The organism is Lelliottia sp. RD5 (genome assembly GCF_056032945.1).
In genome coordinates, this window is sequence record NZ_JBVYHQ010000005.1 from 39,259 (window position 1) to 54,464 (window position 15,206).

Genomic DNA, 15,206 nt, shown 5'->3' on the forward strand with positions numbered 1-15,206 from the left:
AAGGACGTACTATCCCTGAGGGCGGCTTAATGGCCGCCCGCTTTGCATTTTAGCGCGGCTTCTTTTTCACATGAATAGAGTGATCGTGCTGACACGCGTCCTGATGGCTACACGCTTCTACTTCCACACAGGCTGAACACAGGCCATGTGCTTCAATCACATTATGACGTAGCGCAAAGCCCATTTTTGCCGCCAGCGTATGCATAATGTCTTCAACCCCTTCCGCCGCTTTTTCCTTCACTGCACTACATCGATCGCAGATGAACATCGCAGAGGTGTGCGTCGGCTGATCGAACAAATGGCAAAGCACATAGCTATTTGTTGATTCCACTTTATGCACAAAGCCCTGTTCCAACAGGAAATCAAGCGCCCGGTAAACCGTAGGCGGTTTAGCCTGCGGCTCGTTAACACGCAGCAGATCAAGCAAATCGTAGGCGCTGATCGCGTTTTGTTGCAGGCTCATCAAACGCAAAACTTCAAGGCGCTGCGGGGTCAGGCGCACATTGCGTTGCGCACAGAGCTTTTCAGCTTGCACGAGCAGCTCCTGCGTTGTGGTCTTATCCATTTGCACCTCGAATAGTAGTCGGCCGGAAAACCCTCACTTTATCATGTTCTGTCAAAAACGCCGAGATCCCACGCGGTGTGCTATACCTGACGCAACGCAACATGGGGAGATAAACAATGAAAAGACCTGACTGCATTCAACACTGGCGTGACGTCGAGGGGGCTGACGATTCAACGTACCCGGACAGTGACGAACGCTTTGCGATTGGTGCGCCGTTGGCGCGCAAACTGGGGCTGGGGCGTCTTGGGATCCATCATGAGCGTTTACCGCCGGGGCGTCGCACGTCCTATCCGCATGCAGAAAGTGACGAGGAAGAGTTTATCCATGTTATTGAGGGCCATCCGGAAGCGTGGATCAACGGTTATCTGTGGAAGCTGGAGCCAGGGGATAGCGTCGGTTTCCCTGCCGGGACGGGCGTGTGTCACACCTTTATCAACAACACCGACGAGGATGTACGGCTGCTGGTGGTAGGGGAAGCGAACAAAAAACACAATCGTATCTATTACCCGTTAAATCCTATGTATGCCGCCACACGCGAAGACCGCTGGGTCGACCATCCCCCGCAGTTTTTTGGGCCCCACGACGGAAAACCTGGGCGAAAATAATATCCTCTTCTATAAATATTGAGGGCCGTCACAAATACAATAGGCCAGTTGGGTGATTTAACTTAAGGAAATAGCAGGTCTTTTGGTTCCTATTCACAGCAATAGTTCGCTCCCGTATGGGCGTAAATAGCGGGGGTTGTTTAATAACACTATAAGACGGGCATACTGTGAAAAAAACTTTTAAATTTTCAGTGGTTAGCATCGCTGTGTCTCTGCTGATGGCAAATCAGGCGGGAGCAGCCAATACCTGGACGGAAGCGCGTAGCGACGCAATGGGTGGTACGGGCGTGGCGGCGGGCAATTATGGCAGCGGGGTATTAATCAACCCAGCGCTGTTGGCTAAAGCCAAACCGGATGATGACATTACCGTCATTTTACCGTCCGTTGGCGCCAGAATTACGGATAAAGATAATCTTCAGGATCAAATCGACGACATCAGTGACAAAGTCGACCACTACAGCGATGTCGTGGACAGCCTGACGGCAGCAGAGATCATCGCTAACCCATTAGGGTCTGTTAATCAGTTCCAGGGTGCGGCAAAAGATCTCGCTGATGAACTCAGTAGTCTGAAAGGCAAAACGGCGCGTGCAAATGCGGGCGCGGGTATTGCGGTCAGTATTCCTAATAACGTGCTCTCGGTGGCCTTCGTGGCGAAAGGCAACGCGCACGCTCGCGTAAGCTCTTCTATCGATCAGCAAGATATTGATTATCTGCGCAGCATCCAGAACAGCAAAATTGTCGCGGGTGGCGTTGCGCTTGACGCCGCATTAAACGGCACCGATCAAATTACCAAAAACCTCAACTCCACGGCATCAGGCCGAGCAGCCATTGTCTCTGACTACGGTGTTGCGGTTGCCCGCCAGTTTGATATTGCGGATATCCCGGTGTCCGTGGGTATCACACCAAAACTGCAGAAAACCTGGCTCTACAACTACACCACCTCCATTTACGACTACGACAGTAACGACTGGAACAGCAGCCGTTACCGTACGGATGATACCGGCTTTAACGTGGACGCCGGCGTGACCGCTGATTTTGGTGAAAACTGGACGGTAGGCTTGAGCGGGCAGAACCTGATGTCTCGTGATATTGATACCAAAGACATCCGTATCCGTAATGGTCGTACGGGCGATGTGGTGAACTATAGAGATACTTACCAGATTCGTCCGTTGGTGACCGCAGGCGTGGCGTGGCACACCGATCTGCTGACCTTAACGGCTGACGGCGACCTCACCGAAACCAAAGGCTTCAAAAGTGAAGAAAACTCACAGTATGTCGGCGTAGGTGCGGAAGTCACCCCGCTGAGCTGGCTGGCAGTGCGTGCCGGTTATCGTGCGGATGTGAAGGGGAACGATAGCAACGTGTTCACCGGCGGTGTCGGCTTTGCACCGTTCAACACCGTCCATGTGGATCTGATGGGCCTGTATGGCGAAGACGAAACCAGGGGCGCGGGTGCGCAGTTAAGCGTGACGTTCTAAGGCGATCCGGAGGCCATGCGCCTCCGGTTTTCTTTGTGCTATAGTAGCGCCCCTTTTCCAGCAGATGCCTAAAACTTCGCCATGTCGTCAGAATTAAAGTCCACTTTCCCTGCACACCGTTTCTCCATCGCGCCGATGCTCGACTGGACGGACAGACATTGTCGCTACTTCCTGCGCCAGCTGTCTCGCCACACGCTGCTGTACACCGAAATGGTCACTACCGGAGCGATCATTCACGGTAAGGGCGACTATCTGGCCTATAGCGAAGAAGAGCATCCGGTGGCGCTGCAGCTTGGCGGCAGCGATCCGGCCGCACTGGCAGAATGCGCAAAGCTTGCTGAAGCGCGTGGCTACGACGAAATTAACCTCAATGTGGGGTGTCCGTCCGATCGCGTGCAGAACGGCATGTTTGGCGCCTGTCTGATGGGCAACGCACAGCTGGTGGCTGACGGCATTAAAGCGATGCGCGACGTGGTGTCGATTCCTGTTACCGTCAAAACGCGTATTGGCATCGACGATCAGGACAGCTACGAATTCCTGTGTGATTTTATTGATACCGTCGCCGGGAAAGGCGAGTGTGAGACGTTTATCATCCACGCCCGCAAAGCCTGGCTGTCGGGCCTTAGCCCGAAAGAGAACCGCGAGATCCCACCGCTGGATTACCCGCGCGTGTATCAACTCAAGCGTGATTTTCCGCATCTGACGATGTCGATCAACGGCGGCATCAAATCTCTCGAAGAGGCCAAAACGCATTTGCAGCATATGGATGGCGTGATGGTCGGGCGCGAGGCGTACCAAAATCCGGGCATTCTGGCGACGGTCGACCGCGAAATCTTCGGCGTTGACGGTGCGGATAGCGATCCGGTTGCCGTAGTCCGCGCGATGTATCCGTACATCGAACGAGAGCTGAGCAATGGCACCTATCTGGGACACGTAACCCGCCATATGCTTGGGCTTTTCCAGGGTATTCCGGGCGCGCGCCAGTGGCGTCGTTACCTGAGTGAAAATGCGCATAAAGCGGGCGCAGATATTGAAGTGCTGGAACACGCTCTGCGCCTGGTCGCCGACAAACGATAATTTTCACTAAAAGATCGTCAAATTCACCACGCCCTGCACAGTGTTGCGGAGCGTTTTTGTTTCTAAATCAGTAATTTAAATTTGGCACGATTCTTGTAATAGCTTTGGCATCGTTGTGGGATATTCGGGAGAGCGCCATGCTGGAACTACTTTTTGTGATCGGATTTTTTGTCATGCTGATGGTAACGGGCATTTCATTGCTCGGGATTATTGCCGCGCTGGTTGTCGCAACGGCGCTGATGTTCGTCGGCGGGTTGTTTGCGCTGATGATCAAACTGTTGCCGTGGTTACTGCTGGCGATTGCGGTTGTGTGGGTCATAAGGGCAGTGAAAACGCCAAAAGTCCCAAATTATCAGCGCAATAACCGCTTTCGTTACTAAGGTATTGAGGCGTTCGTCACATACCTGTAACTTTTCCGGCAGCATGGCTTAGAACAGAATAGGATTTACTTATCAAATCTGTCACTATTGTTGCCGTTAAAGAATTCATCGAGCTGTACCCTACATACAGCCGAACTAAAAAAAGAAAGGGCTTCCTACGGGAAGCCCAATTTCTTTTTCCCCCGTCATAATTCAAGCTGCAGATGCGTTGGCTGCTTTCATTCACCCAAGTCACTTACTTGCGTAAGCTCCCGGGGATTCATTCATTTGCCGCGTTTCTGCAACACGAATTATTTAGGGGAAACGAGCACATTAGGGGATCAGCAAACTCGAACCCTCTGTCGCGCGACTCTCCAACACCTCATGCGCGCGCTGCGCCTCGCTTAGCGGATATTTCTGCGCATCAGACACATCCACTTTAATGACGCCGCTGGCGATCAACGAGAACAATTCGTTGCTGGCTTCGGTCAACTCATCACGCGTAGTGATATATCCCTGAAGGGAAGGGCGAGTCACATACAGCGAGCCTTTCTGGTTCAATATGCCCAGATTGACGCCCGTCACCGCGCCGGAGGAGTTACCAAAACTGACCATCAGTCCTCGGCGTTGCAAGCAATCCAGCGAGGCTTCCCAGGTGTCTTTCCCCACGGAGTCATACACCACGCGCAGTTTTTTACCACCGGTTATCTCTTTCACTCGCTCTGCAATGCTCTCTTCGCGATAGTTGATCACCTGCCATGCGCCAGCCTGTTTTGCACGGTGCGCCTTTTGCGCACTGCCGACGGTGCCGATCAGTTTTGCGCCCAGCGCCTTCGCCCACTGACAGGCGATTAACCCTACGCCGCCTGCGGCAGCATGAAACAGGAACTGCTCATCCGGTTTAATTTCATAGGTTTTACGCAGCAGGTAAAAGACCGTTAGCCCTTTCAGAAATGATGCCGCGGCTTGCTCAAATGAGATGGCATTGGGCAGCACTGCGGCTTTATCCGCGAGGACGTTGTGAATGGAGCTGTAAGCACCCAGCGCCGACTGCGCATACACCACGCGGTCGCCTTCTTTAATATGCTTAACGGCGCTTCCGACTTTGACCACCACGCCCGCCGCTTCGGTTCCCAAACCGCTCGGCATGGACGGAGGTGGATACAGGCCGCCGCGAATATAGGTGTCGATGTAGTTGATGCCAATCGCTTTATTTTCTACCTGGACTTCGTTCTCACCCGGCGCGGCCGGAGTGAACTCCACCGCTTTGAGTACTTCGGGGCCACCATGCTTGTGAAATTCAATGCGCGTTGCCATGATTCCTCCAGAAAATGTGGTAATCTTTCGACCCATTCTTTATCTCGGTAACTCCATTCACTATGGCAGGAAATAAACCCTTCAACAAACAGACTGAACCCCGTGACCGCGACCTCCAGGTTGCCGGGCTAAAGGTCCCGCCGCACTCGATTGAAGCGGAACAGTCGGTGTTGGGCGGTTTAATGCTGGACAACGAACGCTGGGACGATGTCGCCGAGCGCGTCGTGTCTGACGATTTCTATACCCGTCCGCACCGCCATATTTTCACCGAAATGGCGCGTCTGCAGGAGTCGGGCAGCCCGATTGACCTGATCACGCTCGCGGAATCGCTTGAGCGTCAGGGACAACTGGATAGCGTCGGTGGATTTGCCTACCTCGCAGAATTATCGAAAAACACGCCAAGCGCAGCGAATATCAGCGCCTATGCTGACATCGTGCGCGAACGCGCGGTTGTGCGTGAAATGATCGCCGTAGCAAACGAAATCGCCGAAGCCGGTTTTGACCCGCAGGGCCGCACCAGTGAAGATCTGCTGGATCTCGCGGAATCTCGCGTTTTCAAAATTGCCGAAAGCCGAGCGAATAAAGATGAAGGCCCGCGAAATATCGCCGACGTGCTTGATTCTACGGTTGCCCGTATCGAAGCGTTATTCCAGCAGCCGCACGATGGCGTCACGGGCGTGAATACCGGTTATGACGACCTGAATAAAAAAACCGCCGGTTTGCAGCCGTCGGATCTGATTATCGTCGCGGCGCGTCCGTCGATGGGTAAAACGACATTTGCAATGAACATCGTCGAAAATGCGGCGATGTTGCAGGATAAACCAGTGCTTATCTTCAGTCTGGAGATGCCTTCAGATCAGATCATGATGCGTACCCTGGCGTCGCTGTCGCGCGTCGATCAGACCCGTATTCGTACCGGCCAGCTTGATGATGAGGACTGGGCGCGCATTTCTGGCACCATGGGCATCCTGCTGGAAAAACGGAATATCTATATCGATGACTCTTCCGGCCTGACCCCGTCCGAAGTGCGTTCGCGTGCGCGTCGTATTGCCCGTGAGCACGGCGGCATTGGTCTAATCATGATCGACTACCTGCAGCTGATGCGCGTTCCGTCGCTGTCGGATAACCGTACGCTGGAAATTGCCGAAATATCGCGCTCGCTCAAGGCGTTAGCGAAAGAACTCCAGGTTCCCGTTGTTGCACTTTCTCAGCTTAACCGCTCTCTGGAACAACGCGCTGATAAGCGCCCGGTTAACTCAGACCTGCGTGAATCGGGCTCCATCGAGCAGGATGCCGACTTGATCATGTTCATCTATCGTGACGAGGTTTATCACGAAAACAGCGACATGAAGGGCATCGCAGAAATCATTATTGGTAAGCAGCGTAACGGCCCGATCGGTACGGTACGTCTGACCTTTAACGGACAATGGTCGCGCTTCGATAATTATGCGGGACCACAATACGACGACGAATAATTCCTCATCATCCTTCGCGCCACAGCGGCGTTGGCTTCACCCCGGTCGCTTAATTATCTAAGCTCCCGGGATTTACGGCCTTGCCGCCTTGCTGTGACGCAAATGATTTAGAGGAATACTTTTTCTTTACGGCAAGGAATTCAAATGCAAGCGGCAACTGTAGTCATTAACCGCCGCGCTCTGCGACACAACCTGCAACGTCTGCGTGAACTGGCGCCCGCCAGTAAACTCGTTGCAGTCGTGAAAGCGAACGCTTACGGACACGGTCTTCTTGAGACCGCGCGAACGCTCCCTGATGCCGATGCCTTTGGCGTCGCCCGTCTCGAAGAAGCCTTACGCTTACGCGCAGGCGGTATTACGCAACCTATTCTGTTGTTGGAGGGTTTCTTTGAAGCCACCGATCTGACGACGATTGCCGATCAGCATCTGCACACCGCGATTCATAATGAAGAACAGCTGCTGGCGTTAGAAACGGCTGAACTGAGCGAACCGGTTACTGTGTGGATGAAGCTCGATACAGGCATGCATCGCCTGGGCGTGCGTCCGGAACAAGCCGAGGCGTTTTACCAGCGGTTAAGTCAGTGCAAAAATGTGCACCAGCCGGTGAATATCGTCAGCCATTTTGCCCGCGCCGACGAGCCGGAATGTGGTGCAACGGAGCAGCAGCTCGATATTTTTAATACCTTTTGCGAAGGCAAGCCGGGCATGCGTTCCATCGCGGCCTCTGGCGGCATCTTGCTGTGGCCGCAATCGCACTTTGACTGGGCACGACCAGGCATCATTCTTTACGGCGTTTCACCGCTGGAAAACAGACCCTGGGGCCCCGATTTTGGTCTGCAGCCGGTGATGTCTTTGGTGTCGAACCTGATCGCCGTGCGCGAGCACAAAGCGGGTGAACCGGTTGGTTACGGTGGCACGTGGGTGAGCGAGAATGATACGCGCCTGGGCGTTGTGGCGATGGGTTATGGCGACGGTTATCCGCGCGCGGCACCTTCGGGAACGCCCGTGCTGGTGAATGGCCGTGAAGTGAAAATTGTCGGCCGTGTCGCCATGGACATGATTTGCGTCGATCTGGGGCCTGACGCTGATGATAAAGCGGGTGATGCAGTCGTGTTGTGGGGCGAAGGTCTCCCCGTTGAGCGCATTGCTGAAATTACGAAAGTGAGTGCTTACGAACTTATTACGCGTTTGACCTCACGCGTGGCAATGAAATACGTCGACTAACGCCTTCTTTGTCTTTTGATGAGGCATTTGGGGTGCAGGCAAACAGGCCGCACCCCAACTTCATTAACATCCTCTCGACCTTCTTTCACTTCCGGTTTATTGTTGAAATCCCTGCCTCTTAGATATCCGGAGAACCATCGCGTGTTCCAGAAAGTTGACGCCTACGCCGGCGACCCCATCCTCTCCTTAATGGAGCGTTTTAAAGAAGATCCGCGCAGCGACAAAGTAAACCTGAGCATCGGTCTGTATTACAACGAAGACGGCATTATTCCTCAGTTGAAAGCCGTCTCCGAAGCCGAAGCGCGTATGAATTCAGTGCCGCACGGTGCGTCGCTCTATTTGCCGATGGAAGGGCTGAACACCTATCGCAATACCATCGCGCCGCTGCTTTTTGGAGCCGATCATGTCGTGTTGCAGAAAAAGCGTGTGGCGACTATTCAAACGCTGGGCGGTTCTGGTGCGCTGAAGGTGGGTGCAGACTTTTTGAAAAAATACTTCCCGGATTCGGGTGTATGGGTGAGCGACCCAACGTGGGAAAACCACGTCGCCATCTTTGAAGGCGCGGGTTTTGTGGTGAATACCTATCCGTGGTTCGACAATGAAACCAACGGCGTGCGCGTTAATGCGCTTCTGGAAAAGCTCAATACGCTGCCGGAACGCAGCATTGTCCTGCTGCATCCGTGCTGCCATAACCCGACCGGCGCTGACCTGACCAACGATCAGTGGGATGCGGTGATTGAGGTTCTGAAAACACGCAACCTGATCCCTTTCCTCGATATCGCCTATCAGGGCTTTGGCGCAGGCATGGAAGAGGATGCCTACGCGATTCGCGCCATTGCCAGCGCCGGGTTACCTGCACTGGTCAGCAACTCCTTCTCAAAAATCTTTTCACTGTATGGCGAGCGCGTCGGCGGATTGTCCATTATCTGTGAAGATGAAGAGGCCGCGGGGCGTGTGCTGGGGCAACTTAAAGCCACCGTTCGTCGTATCTATTCAAGCCCGCCGGCCTTTGGCGCACAGGTGGTGGCGACCGTTCTCGGTGACGACGAGCTGAAATCGCTGTGGCTTGCGGAAGTTGAAGCTATGCGTAAGCGAATCCTGGCGATGCGTCAGGAACTGGTGAACGTACTGAAAGAGACCGTGCCGGGGCATAATTTTGATTATCTGCTCAAACAACGCGGTATGTTCAGTTATACCGGTCTGAGTGCGGCACAAGTCGACCGCCTGCGTGAAGAGTTCGGCGTCTACCTGATTGCCAGTGGTCGCATGTGTGTCGCGGGTCTGAACGCCCACAACGTCAAGCGTGTGGCACAGGCGTTTGCTGCTGTAATGTAAGTGCTTACCAATAAACCCTCTCTCGCGAGAGAGGGTTCCTGCCTGATGGCTTGCTCTGTGATATCCCTCATTCTACCAGGGTTAATATTAAGAATTGTCTTCCCATCATCTGCCTCAGGGGTTATGGTCTGATAGTTTTTTGACCATTCGATCAATTTAAAAGCATAAAAAATAGAATATTCAGGGGAATACATGCGCAAGATCACACTGGCGCTCAGCGCCGCCTGCTTATTGTTCTCACTCAATAGTGCCGTCGTCGCCCGCGCTTCTGCACCAACACCGCTTTATACCGGTACTACCGCCGCCATTTTGGCTGAACAAGCCCCCATTCACTGGGTCTCTGTGGCACAAATTGAAAACAGCCTGATGGGCCGCGCGCCGATGGCTGTCGGTTTCGACATCGACGACACCGTCCTTTTCTCCAGCCCAGGCTTCTGGCGCGGTAAAAAAACCTTCTCGCCAGCCAACGAGGAATACCTCAAAAATCCTGAGTTCTGGGAAAAAATGAATAACGGCTGGGATGAGTTCAGCATTCCGAAAGAAGTCGGCCGCGCGCTGATCGCCATGCACGTGAAACGCGGCGACAGTATTTATTTCGTGACCGGTCGCAGCCAGACGAAAACCGAAACCGTCTCTAAAACGCTGCAGGGCGATTTTGCGATTCCGACCGCAAACATGAACCCGGTGATTTTTGCGGGCGATAAAGCGGGGCAAAACACCAAAACACAGTGGCTGGAACAGAAAAACATCAAAGTTTTCTATGGTGATTCGGATAACGACATCACGGCTGCCCGCGACGTCGGTGCCAGAGGCATTCGCGTGTTGCGGGCTTCAAACTCGACTTATCGGCCGTTGCCGATGGCGGGTGCGTTCGGGGAAGAGGTAATTGTGAATTCCGAATACTGAGTTGTGATTGTTTTTTGAACAAATCAGGCTTGCCTGGGTTTACCTTTCGCCGTCTTGCTGCACACTTAAAGGGGCAGTTTCTCAGGTCGCATTCAACCCACTGAAAGGGGAACACAGATGACAATTTCGGAGATATTGCAATACTGCATGAACAAAACCGGCGCTGAACAAAGCGTTCACAGCGACTGGAAAGCCACGCAAATCAAAGTGGCCGATGTGTTGTTTGCGATGGTAAAAGATGTGGAAGGGCGCCCGGCAGCCTCGTTAAAAACCAGTCCGGAGCTCGCGGATTTGCTGCGTCAGCAGCACAGCGATGTGCGTCCCAGCAAGCATCTGAATAAAGCGCACTGGAGCACGATTTATCTCGACGGATCGCTTCCGGATTCGCAGATTTACTATCTGGTGGATGCGTCTTATCAGCAGGCCATTGAGTTGCTGCCGGATACGACCCGGCAGCAACTTTCAGTCTAAGACTACAGCAGAGGTTTCAGGAAGCGCGCGGTGTGCGAGGCTTCGCACTCTGCGACCGTCTCTGGCGTACCGGAGACAAGGATTTCACCGCCGCCGCTGCCGCCTTCCGGACCCAGATCCACAATCCAGTCCGCGGTTTTGATAACGTCCAGGTTGTGCTCAATCACCACAATCGTGTTGCCCTGATCGCGTAACTGATGCAGCACTTCAAGCAACTGCTGGATATCGGCAAAGTGCAAACCGGTGGTCGGTTCATCCAGGATGTACAGCGTCTGACCCGTCCCGCGTTTGGACAGCTCACGCGCAAGCTTCACGCGCTGCGCCTCACCGCCGGACAGCGTTGTCGCCGACTGCCCCAGACGAATATAGGTCAACCCCACGTCCATCAGCGTTTGCAGCTTACGCGCCAGCGCAGGCACTGCATCAAAGAACTCACGGGCTTCTTCGATGGTCATATCCAGCACTTCGTGGATTGTCTTGCCCTTGTACTTAATCTCCAGCGTTTCGCGGTTATAGCGTTTGCCTCTGCACTGATCGCACGGCACATAAATATCCGGCAGGAAGTGCATTTCGACTTTGATCACGCCGTCACCCTGACAGGCTTCACAGCGTCCGCCGCGCACGTTAAAGCTGAAACGTCCCGGCGTATATCCGCGCGAACGTGATTCAGGAACACCCGCAAACAGTTCACGCACAGGCGTAAACACGCCGGTATAGGTCGCCGGGTTAGAACGCGGAGTACGACCAATCGGACTTTGGTCGATATCGATAACTTTATCGAAATGTTCCAGGCCATGGATCTCGCGATACGGCGCCGGTTCCGCGAGCGTTGCGCCGTTTAACTGGGTCTGCGCAATCGGGAACAGCGTGTCGTTAATCAGCGTGGATTTACCGGAACCCGAAACGCCCGTTACGCAGGTGAACAGCCCAACTGGCAGCGTCAGGGTCACATCTTTCAGGTTGTTGCCGCGCGCGCCGGTCAGCTTCAACACTTTTTCCGGATTGGCCGCGACGCGCTGCTTCGGAACTTCAATTTTACGCTTGCCGCTCATGAACTGGCCGGTCAACGATTCCGGCACCGCCATAATGTCTTTCAGCGTGCCTTCGGCCACGACCTGACCACCGTGCACACCTGCACCAGGACCGATGTCGATCACGTGGTCAGCGGCGCGGATCGCATCTTCATCGTGCTCAACCACAATCACCGTATTGCCAAGGTTACGCAGATGAATCAGCGTGCCGAGCAGGCGCTCGTTATCGCGCTGATGCAGGCCGATAGACGGTTCATCCAGCACGTACATCACGCCGACCAGGCCCGCGCCAATCTGGCTTGCCAGACGAATACGCTGCGCTTCACCGCCGGAGAGGGTTTCCGCCGAGCGAGAAAGTGACAGATAGTTCAGGCCGACGTTAACCAGGAACTTCAGACGATCGCCGATCTCTTTCAGGATTTTCTCTGCAATTTGCGCGCGTTGGCCCGCAAGCTTCAGGTTTGTGAAGAAATCCATCGCATGGCCGATGCTCATATCCGAGATGGTCGGCAGCGCGGTATTCTCGACAAAGACGTGGCGAGCCTCGCGCTTCAGACGCGTCCCCTCGCAGGACGTACAGGAACGGTTGCTGATAAATTTCGACAGTTCTTCGCGCACGGCGCTCGATTCTGTCTCTTTATAACGGCGTTCCATGTTGTGCAGCACGCCTTCAAACGGATGACGACGCACGGACGTATCGCCGCGATCGTTCATGTATTTGAATTCAATATTCTCTTTTCCAGAACCGTACAGCACCACTTTATGAACAGCTGCACCCAGGCTGCCCCACGGTGCATCAACGTCGAATTTGTAGTGTTCCGCCAGGGATTTCAGCATCTGGAAATAGTAGAAATTACGGCGATCCCAGCCGCGAATTGCACCACCCGCCAGCGAAAGCTCTGGGTTCTGGATCACGCGATCCGGATCGAAATATTGCTGCACGCCCAGACCGTCGCAGGTTGGACACGCACCCGCCGGGTTGTTGAACGAAAACAGACGCGGTTCGAGTTCACGCATGCTGTAGCCGCAAATCGGACAGGCAAAATTCGCCGAGAAGAGCAGCTCTTCTGCTTTTGGATCGTCCATGTCAGCCACAACTGCCGATCCACCGGAGAGATCCAGCGCGGTTTCAAACGATTCGGCTAAGCGCTGCGTGAGGTCTTCGCGCACCTTAAAGCGGTCAACGACCACTTCAATGGTGTGTTTCTTTTGCAGTTCAAGTTTTGGTGGATCCGACAAATCGCACACTTCACCGTCGATACGGGCGCGGATGTAACCCTGGCTTGCCAGGTTCTCCAGCGTTTTCGCGTGCTCACCTTTTCGGTCTTTAATGATAGGAGCCAGCAGCATCAGGCGTTTGCCCTCTGGCTGTGCCAGCACGTTATCCACCATTTGGCTGACGGTTTGCGCCGCCAGCGGCACGTCATGGTCCGGGCAGCGCGGTTCACCTACGCGGGCAAACAGCAGGCGCAGGTAGTCGTGAATTTCAGTAATAGTGCCGACCGTTGAGCGCGGGTTGTGCGATGTTGATTTTTGCTCAATCGAAATCGCAGGCGATAACCCTTCAATGTGGTCAACGTCCGGCTTTTCCATCAGCGACAAAAACTGACGCGCATAGGCAGAAAGCGATTCAACGTAACGGCGCTGTCCTTCGGCGTATAGGGTGTCGAAAGCCAGTGATGATTTGCCAGACCCCGAAAGCCCGGTCACGACAATAAGCTTGTCGCGAGGGATTATCAGGTTGATATTCTTGAGATTATGGGTGCGGGCGCCCCGTACTTCGATCTTATCCATTCACCTTTCCCGGTAGAGACTCGGATGCCTGGTTTGTTTGAAGGACAAACGGCAGAAACGGCTAATTATGACACAATCCGACCTGTTTGAATATACAGTATTGGAATGCATTTTCTGATTCGTTGTGCAACAATGTCGAGTTCGCAAGAGAACTCTGGAACATGCTACGCAACTATCAAAATGCTACATGGAAATGATACACTCGCGCGTTACACTATTAAGAAACGAATTCAGGAGACACGATCATGGCCAGCAGAGGCGTAAACAAGGTGATTCTCGTCGGTAATCTGGGCCAGGACCCGGAAGTACGCTACATGCCGAGTGGTGGTGCAGTTGCCAACATTACGCTGGCTACTTCCGAATCCTGGCGTGATAAAGCGACCGGTGAGATGAAAGAGCAGACTGAATGGCACCGCGTTGTGCTGTTTGGCAAACTGGCCGAAGTGGCTGGTGAATATCTGCGTAAAGGTTCTCAGGTGTATATCGAAGGCCAGCTTCGTACCCGTAAATGGACCGATCAGTCCGGTGCAGAGAAGTTCACGACGGAAGTTGTGGTTAACGTTGGCGGCACCATGCAAATGCTGGGTGGCCGTCAGGGTGGTGGTGCTCCGGCAGGCGGCGGTCAGCAGCAGCAGGGCAGCTGGGGTCAACCTCAACAGCCACAGGGCGGCGGCAACCAGTTCAGCGGCGGCGCGCAGTCTCGCCCGCAGCAGCAGTCTGCACCAGCACCGTCTAACGAACCCCCAATGGATTTCGACGACGACATCCCGTTCTGATTGTTATAGACGAAATGCTTTGTACTGCCCGAAGCCCTGCATTTGCAGGGCTTTTTGTTTGAGAAAGTCGGTGTTCAATACGAATATTTCGCGATTGATCAAGTGATGACCACCGGCCAGTCTGGCGGGGTATGGCTCATGGCTTCCATCATGACGACTTTCACATTGCTCCAGATAGTTGCTACGTCCGCCATCGTAATGCCCAGTAAGCCCGTCGCAAACCAACATGCTGCGCCCAACCCCAATAAGGTGCTGATCACGGCGAGCCCAGCGTAATCTGATTTACGGAATTGAATATTTAGCGTGCTGGCTAAAAACATCATCACTGCACTCAATAACGGCCAGCGCAAAAGAACCATGCTGGTAGTAATGGTTGCCATAAAACCTATCCTCGAGATAACAAAACAGTAACAATGAAACGTCGTTTCACGTTGCAAAATATGTGTGAACTATATCACATTTGTTCTTTTATTCGCCAGTGTTGTTGCCGGTAAAATGTGCGTTACCATCCGCTTCTGCATAAGGATTTGTCGTAGTGAAAATATATCTTCGCAGGCTAAGAAACAGTTTAACAGGGTGTTTATAAGGAATTCATCAGGATAGCGAAAAGAGGTGCGACTGAGGTGAGAATAGAGAATATTTACAGTATTAATACTATGACTTATGCTTGAACGGACAATTAATTATACGCACAGCTAATAACTCAACCATTTGAATTAATAGATTATTTATTGTTTTGTCATTTAATTTTTACACATGCAATTTTTGTATTTACATAAGTATGCGCTGTCTT

14 protein-coding genes are annotated in these 15,206 nt (G+C 53.3%); 10 read left to right on the forward strand and 4 right to left on the reverse strand.

Annotation, left to right across the window (positions count from 1 at the left end; genetic code table 11):
- Positions 1-49: 49 nt before the first annotated feature.
- On the reverse strand, positions 50-565 hold the full coding sequence (gene zur / locus AC0LWE_RS15865; protein WP_219347165.1) for a zinc uptake transcriptional repressor Zur: 516 nt from the start codon (positions 563-565) through the stop codon (positions 50-52).
- Between the two features lie 116 nt (positions 566-681).
- On the opposite strand from zur, the gene AC0LWE_RS15870 reads away from it, so the two are divergent.
- The 4 genes from AC0LWE_RS15870 to pspG all read left to right on the forward strand — a co-directional run bounded on the left by AC0LWE_RS15870 (position 682) and on the right by pspG (position 4,105).
- Positions 682-1,170: a cupin domain-containing protein gene (locus AC0LWE_RS15870; RefSeq protein WP_059179842.1), complete on the forward strand. Its 489-nt coding sequence runs from the start codon at positions 682-684 to the stop codon at positions 1,168-1,170.
- A 218-nt stretch (positions 1,171-1,388) separates the two neighbouring features.
- Positions 1,389-2,648 (forward strand): conjugal transfer protein TraF, encoded by a 1,260-nt coding sequence (locus tag AC0LWE_RS15875; protein WP_474265931.1) that lies wholly within the window; start codon positions 1,389-1,391, stop codon positions 2,646-2,648.
- A gap of 81 nt (positions 2,649-2,729) precedes the next feature.
- Positions 2,730-3,725, forward strand: a complete 996-nt coding sequence (gene dusA / locus AC0LWE_RS15880; protein ID WP_059179844.1) for a tRNA dihydrouridine(20/20a) synthase DusA — start codon at positions 2,730-2,732, stop codon at positions 3,723-3,725.
- 137 nt (positions 3,726-3,862) lie between these two features.
- Positions 3,863-4,105, forward strand: coding sequence for an envelope stress response protein PspG (gene pspG / locus AC0LWE_RS15885; protein WP_059179845.1), 243 nt, complete (start codon positions 3,863-3,865; stop codon positions 4,103-4,105).
- Between the two features lie 312 nt (positions 4,106-4,417).
- Here pspG and AC0LWE_RS15890 read toward each other — a convergent pair whose 3' ends face one another.
- Entirely contained in the window at positions 4,418-5,401 is a 984-nt protein-coding gene (locus AC0LWE_RS15890; protein WP_202665643.1) for a quinone oxidoreductase, read from the reverse strand.
- A 62-nt stretch (positions 5,402-5,463) separates the two neighbouring features.
- Between AC0LWE_RS15890 and dnaB the strand changes: the two genes are divergently transcribed.
- From dnaB to AC0LWE_RS15915, 5 genes are all read left to right on the forward strand, one after another.
- A complete protein-coding gene (dnaB, locus tag AC0LWE_RS15895) occupies positions 5,464-6,876 on the forward strand; it encodes a replicative DNA helicase (protein ID WP_011915518.1) in 1,413 nt (470 codons plus the stop codon).
- Positions 6,877-7,020: 144 nt separating this feature from the next.
- The gene (gene alr, locus AC0LWE_RS15900) at positions 7,021-8,100 is read left to right on the forward strand and encodes an alanine racemase (protein WP_174342766.1); all 1,080 of its coding nucleotides are present in this window, start codon (positions 7,021-7,023) and stop codon (positions 8,098-8,100) included.
- A gap of 141 nt (positions 8,101-8,241) precedes the next feature.
- Positions 8,242-9,435: an amino acid aminotransferase gene (gene tyrB / locus AC0LWE_RS15905; RefSeq protein ID WP_219347161.1), complete on the forward strand. Its 1,194-nt coding sequence runs from the start codon at positions 8,242-8,244 to the stop codon at positions 9,433-9,435.
- A 192-nt stretch (positions 9,436-9,627) separates the two neighbouring features.
- Positions 9,628-10,341: an acid phosphatase AphA gene (gene aphA, locus AC0LWE_RS15910; RefSeq protein WP_219347160.1), complete on the forward strand. Its 714-nt coding sequence runs from the start codon at positions 9,628-9,630 to the stop codon at positions 10,339-10,341.
- 117 nt (positions 10,342-10,458) lie between these two features.
- Positions 10,459-10,812 carry an MmcQ/YjbR family DNA-binding protein gene (locus AC0LWE_RS15915; RefSeq protein ID WP_059179850.1) on the forward strand — a complete coding sequence of 118 codons (354 nt, stop codon included), beginning with the start codon at positions 10,459-10,461 and terminating at the stop codon, positions 10,810-10,812.
- Between the two features lie 2 nt (positions 10,813-10,814).
- On the opposite strand, the gene uvrA is transcribed toward AC0LWE_RS15915, so the two are convergent.
- Entirely contained in the window at positions 10,815-13,637 is a 2,823-nt protein-coding gene (gene uvrA, locus AC0LWE_RS15920) for an excinuclease ABC subunit UvrA (RefSeq protein WP_219347164.1), read from the reverse strand.
- Between the two features lie 245 nt (positions 13,638-13,882).
- On the opposite strand from uvrA, the gene ssb1 reads away from it, so the two are divergent.
- On the forward strand, positions 13,883-14,413 hold the full coding sequence (ssb1, locus tag AC0LWE_RS15925) for a single-stranded DNA-binding protein SSB1 (RefSeq protein WP_011915524.1): 531 nt from the start codon (positions 13,883-13,885) through the stop codon (positions 14,411-14,413).
- A gap of 98 nt (positions 14,414-14,511) precedes the next feature.
- On the opposite strand, the gene AC0LWE_RS15930 is transcribed toward ssb1, so the two are convergent.
- Entirely contained in the window at positions 14,512-14,793 is a 282-nt protein-coding gene (locus AC0LWE_RS15930; RefSeq protein WP_059179853.1) for a YjcB family protein, read from the reverse strand.
- Between the last annotated feature and the right edge of the window lie 413 nt (positions 14,794-15,206).

Coding starts and splice junctions, on each gene's coding strand:
- ssb1 (WP_011915524.1), top strand. CDS start 13,883: ATGGCCAGCAGAGGCGTAAACAAGGTGATTCTCGTCGGTAATCTGGGC.
- AC0LWE_RS15875 (WP_474265931.1), top strand. CDS start 1,389: ATGGCAAATCAGGCGGGAGCAGCCAATACCTGGACGGAAGCGCGTAGC.
- AC0LWE_RS15930 (WP_059179853.1), bottom strand. CDS start 14,793: ATGGCAACCATTACTACCAGCATGGTTCTTTTGCGCTGGCCGTTATTG.
- alr (WP_174342766.1), top strand. CDS start 7,021: ATGCAAGCGGCAACTGTAGTCATTAACCGCCGCGCTCTGCGACACAAC.
- AC0LWE_RS15870 (WP_059179842.1), top strand. CDS start 682: ATGAAAAGACCTGACTGCATTCAACACTGGCGTGACGTCGAGGGGGCT.
- pspG (WP_059179845.1), top strand. CDS start 3,863: ATGCTGGAACTACTTTTTGTGATCGGATTTTTTGTCATGCTGATGGTA.
- AC0LWE_RS15890 (WP_202665643.1), bottom strand. CDS start 5,401: ATGGCAACGCGCATTGAATTTCACAAGCATGGTGGCCCCGAAGTACTC.
- aphA (WP_219347160.1), top strand. CDS start 9,628: ATGCGCAAGATCACACTGGCGCTCAGCGCCGCCTGCTTATTGTTCTCA.
- AC0LWE_RS15915 (WP_059179850.1), top strand. CDS start 10,459: ATGACAATTTCGGAGATATTGCAATACTGCATGAACAAAACCGGCGCT.
- zur (WP_219347165.1), bottom strand. CDS start 565: ATGGATAAGACCACAACGCAGGAGCTGCTCGTGCAAGCTGAAAAGCTC.
- uvrA (WP_219347164.1), bottom strand. CDS start 13,637: ATGGATAAGATCGAAGTACGGGGCGCCCGCACCCATAATCTCAAGAAT.
- dnaB (WP_011915518.1), top strand. CDS start 5,464: ATGGCAGGAAATAAACCCTTCAACAAACAGACTGAACCCCGTGACCGC.
- dusA (WP_059179844.1), top strand. CDS start 2,730: ATGTCGTCAGAATTAAAGTCCACTTTCCCTGCACACCGTTTCTCCATC.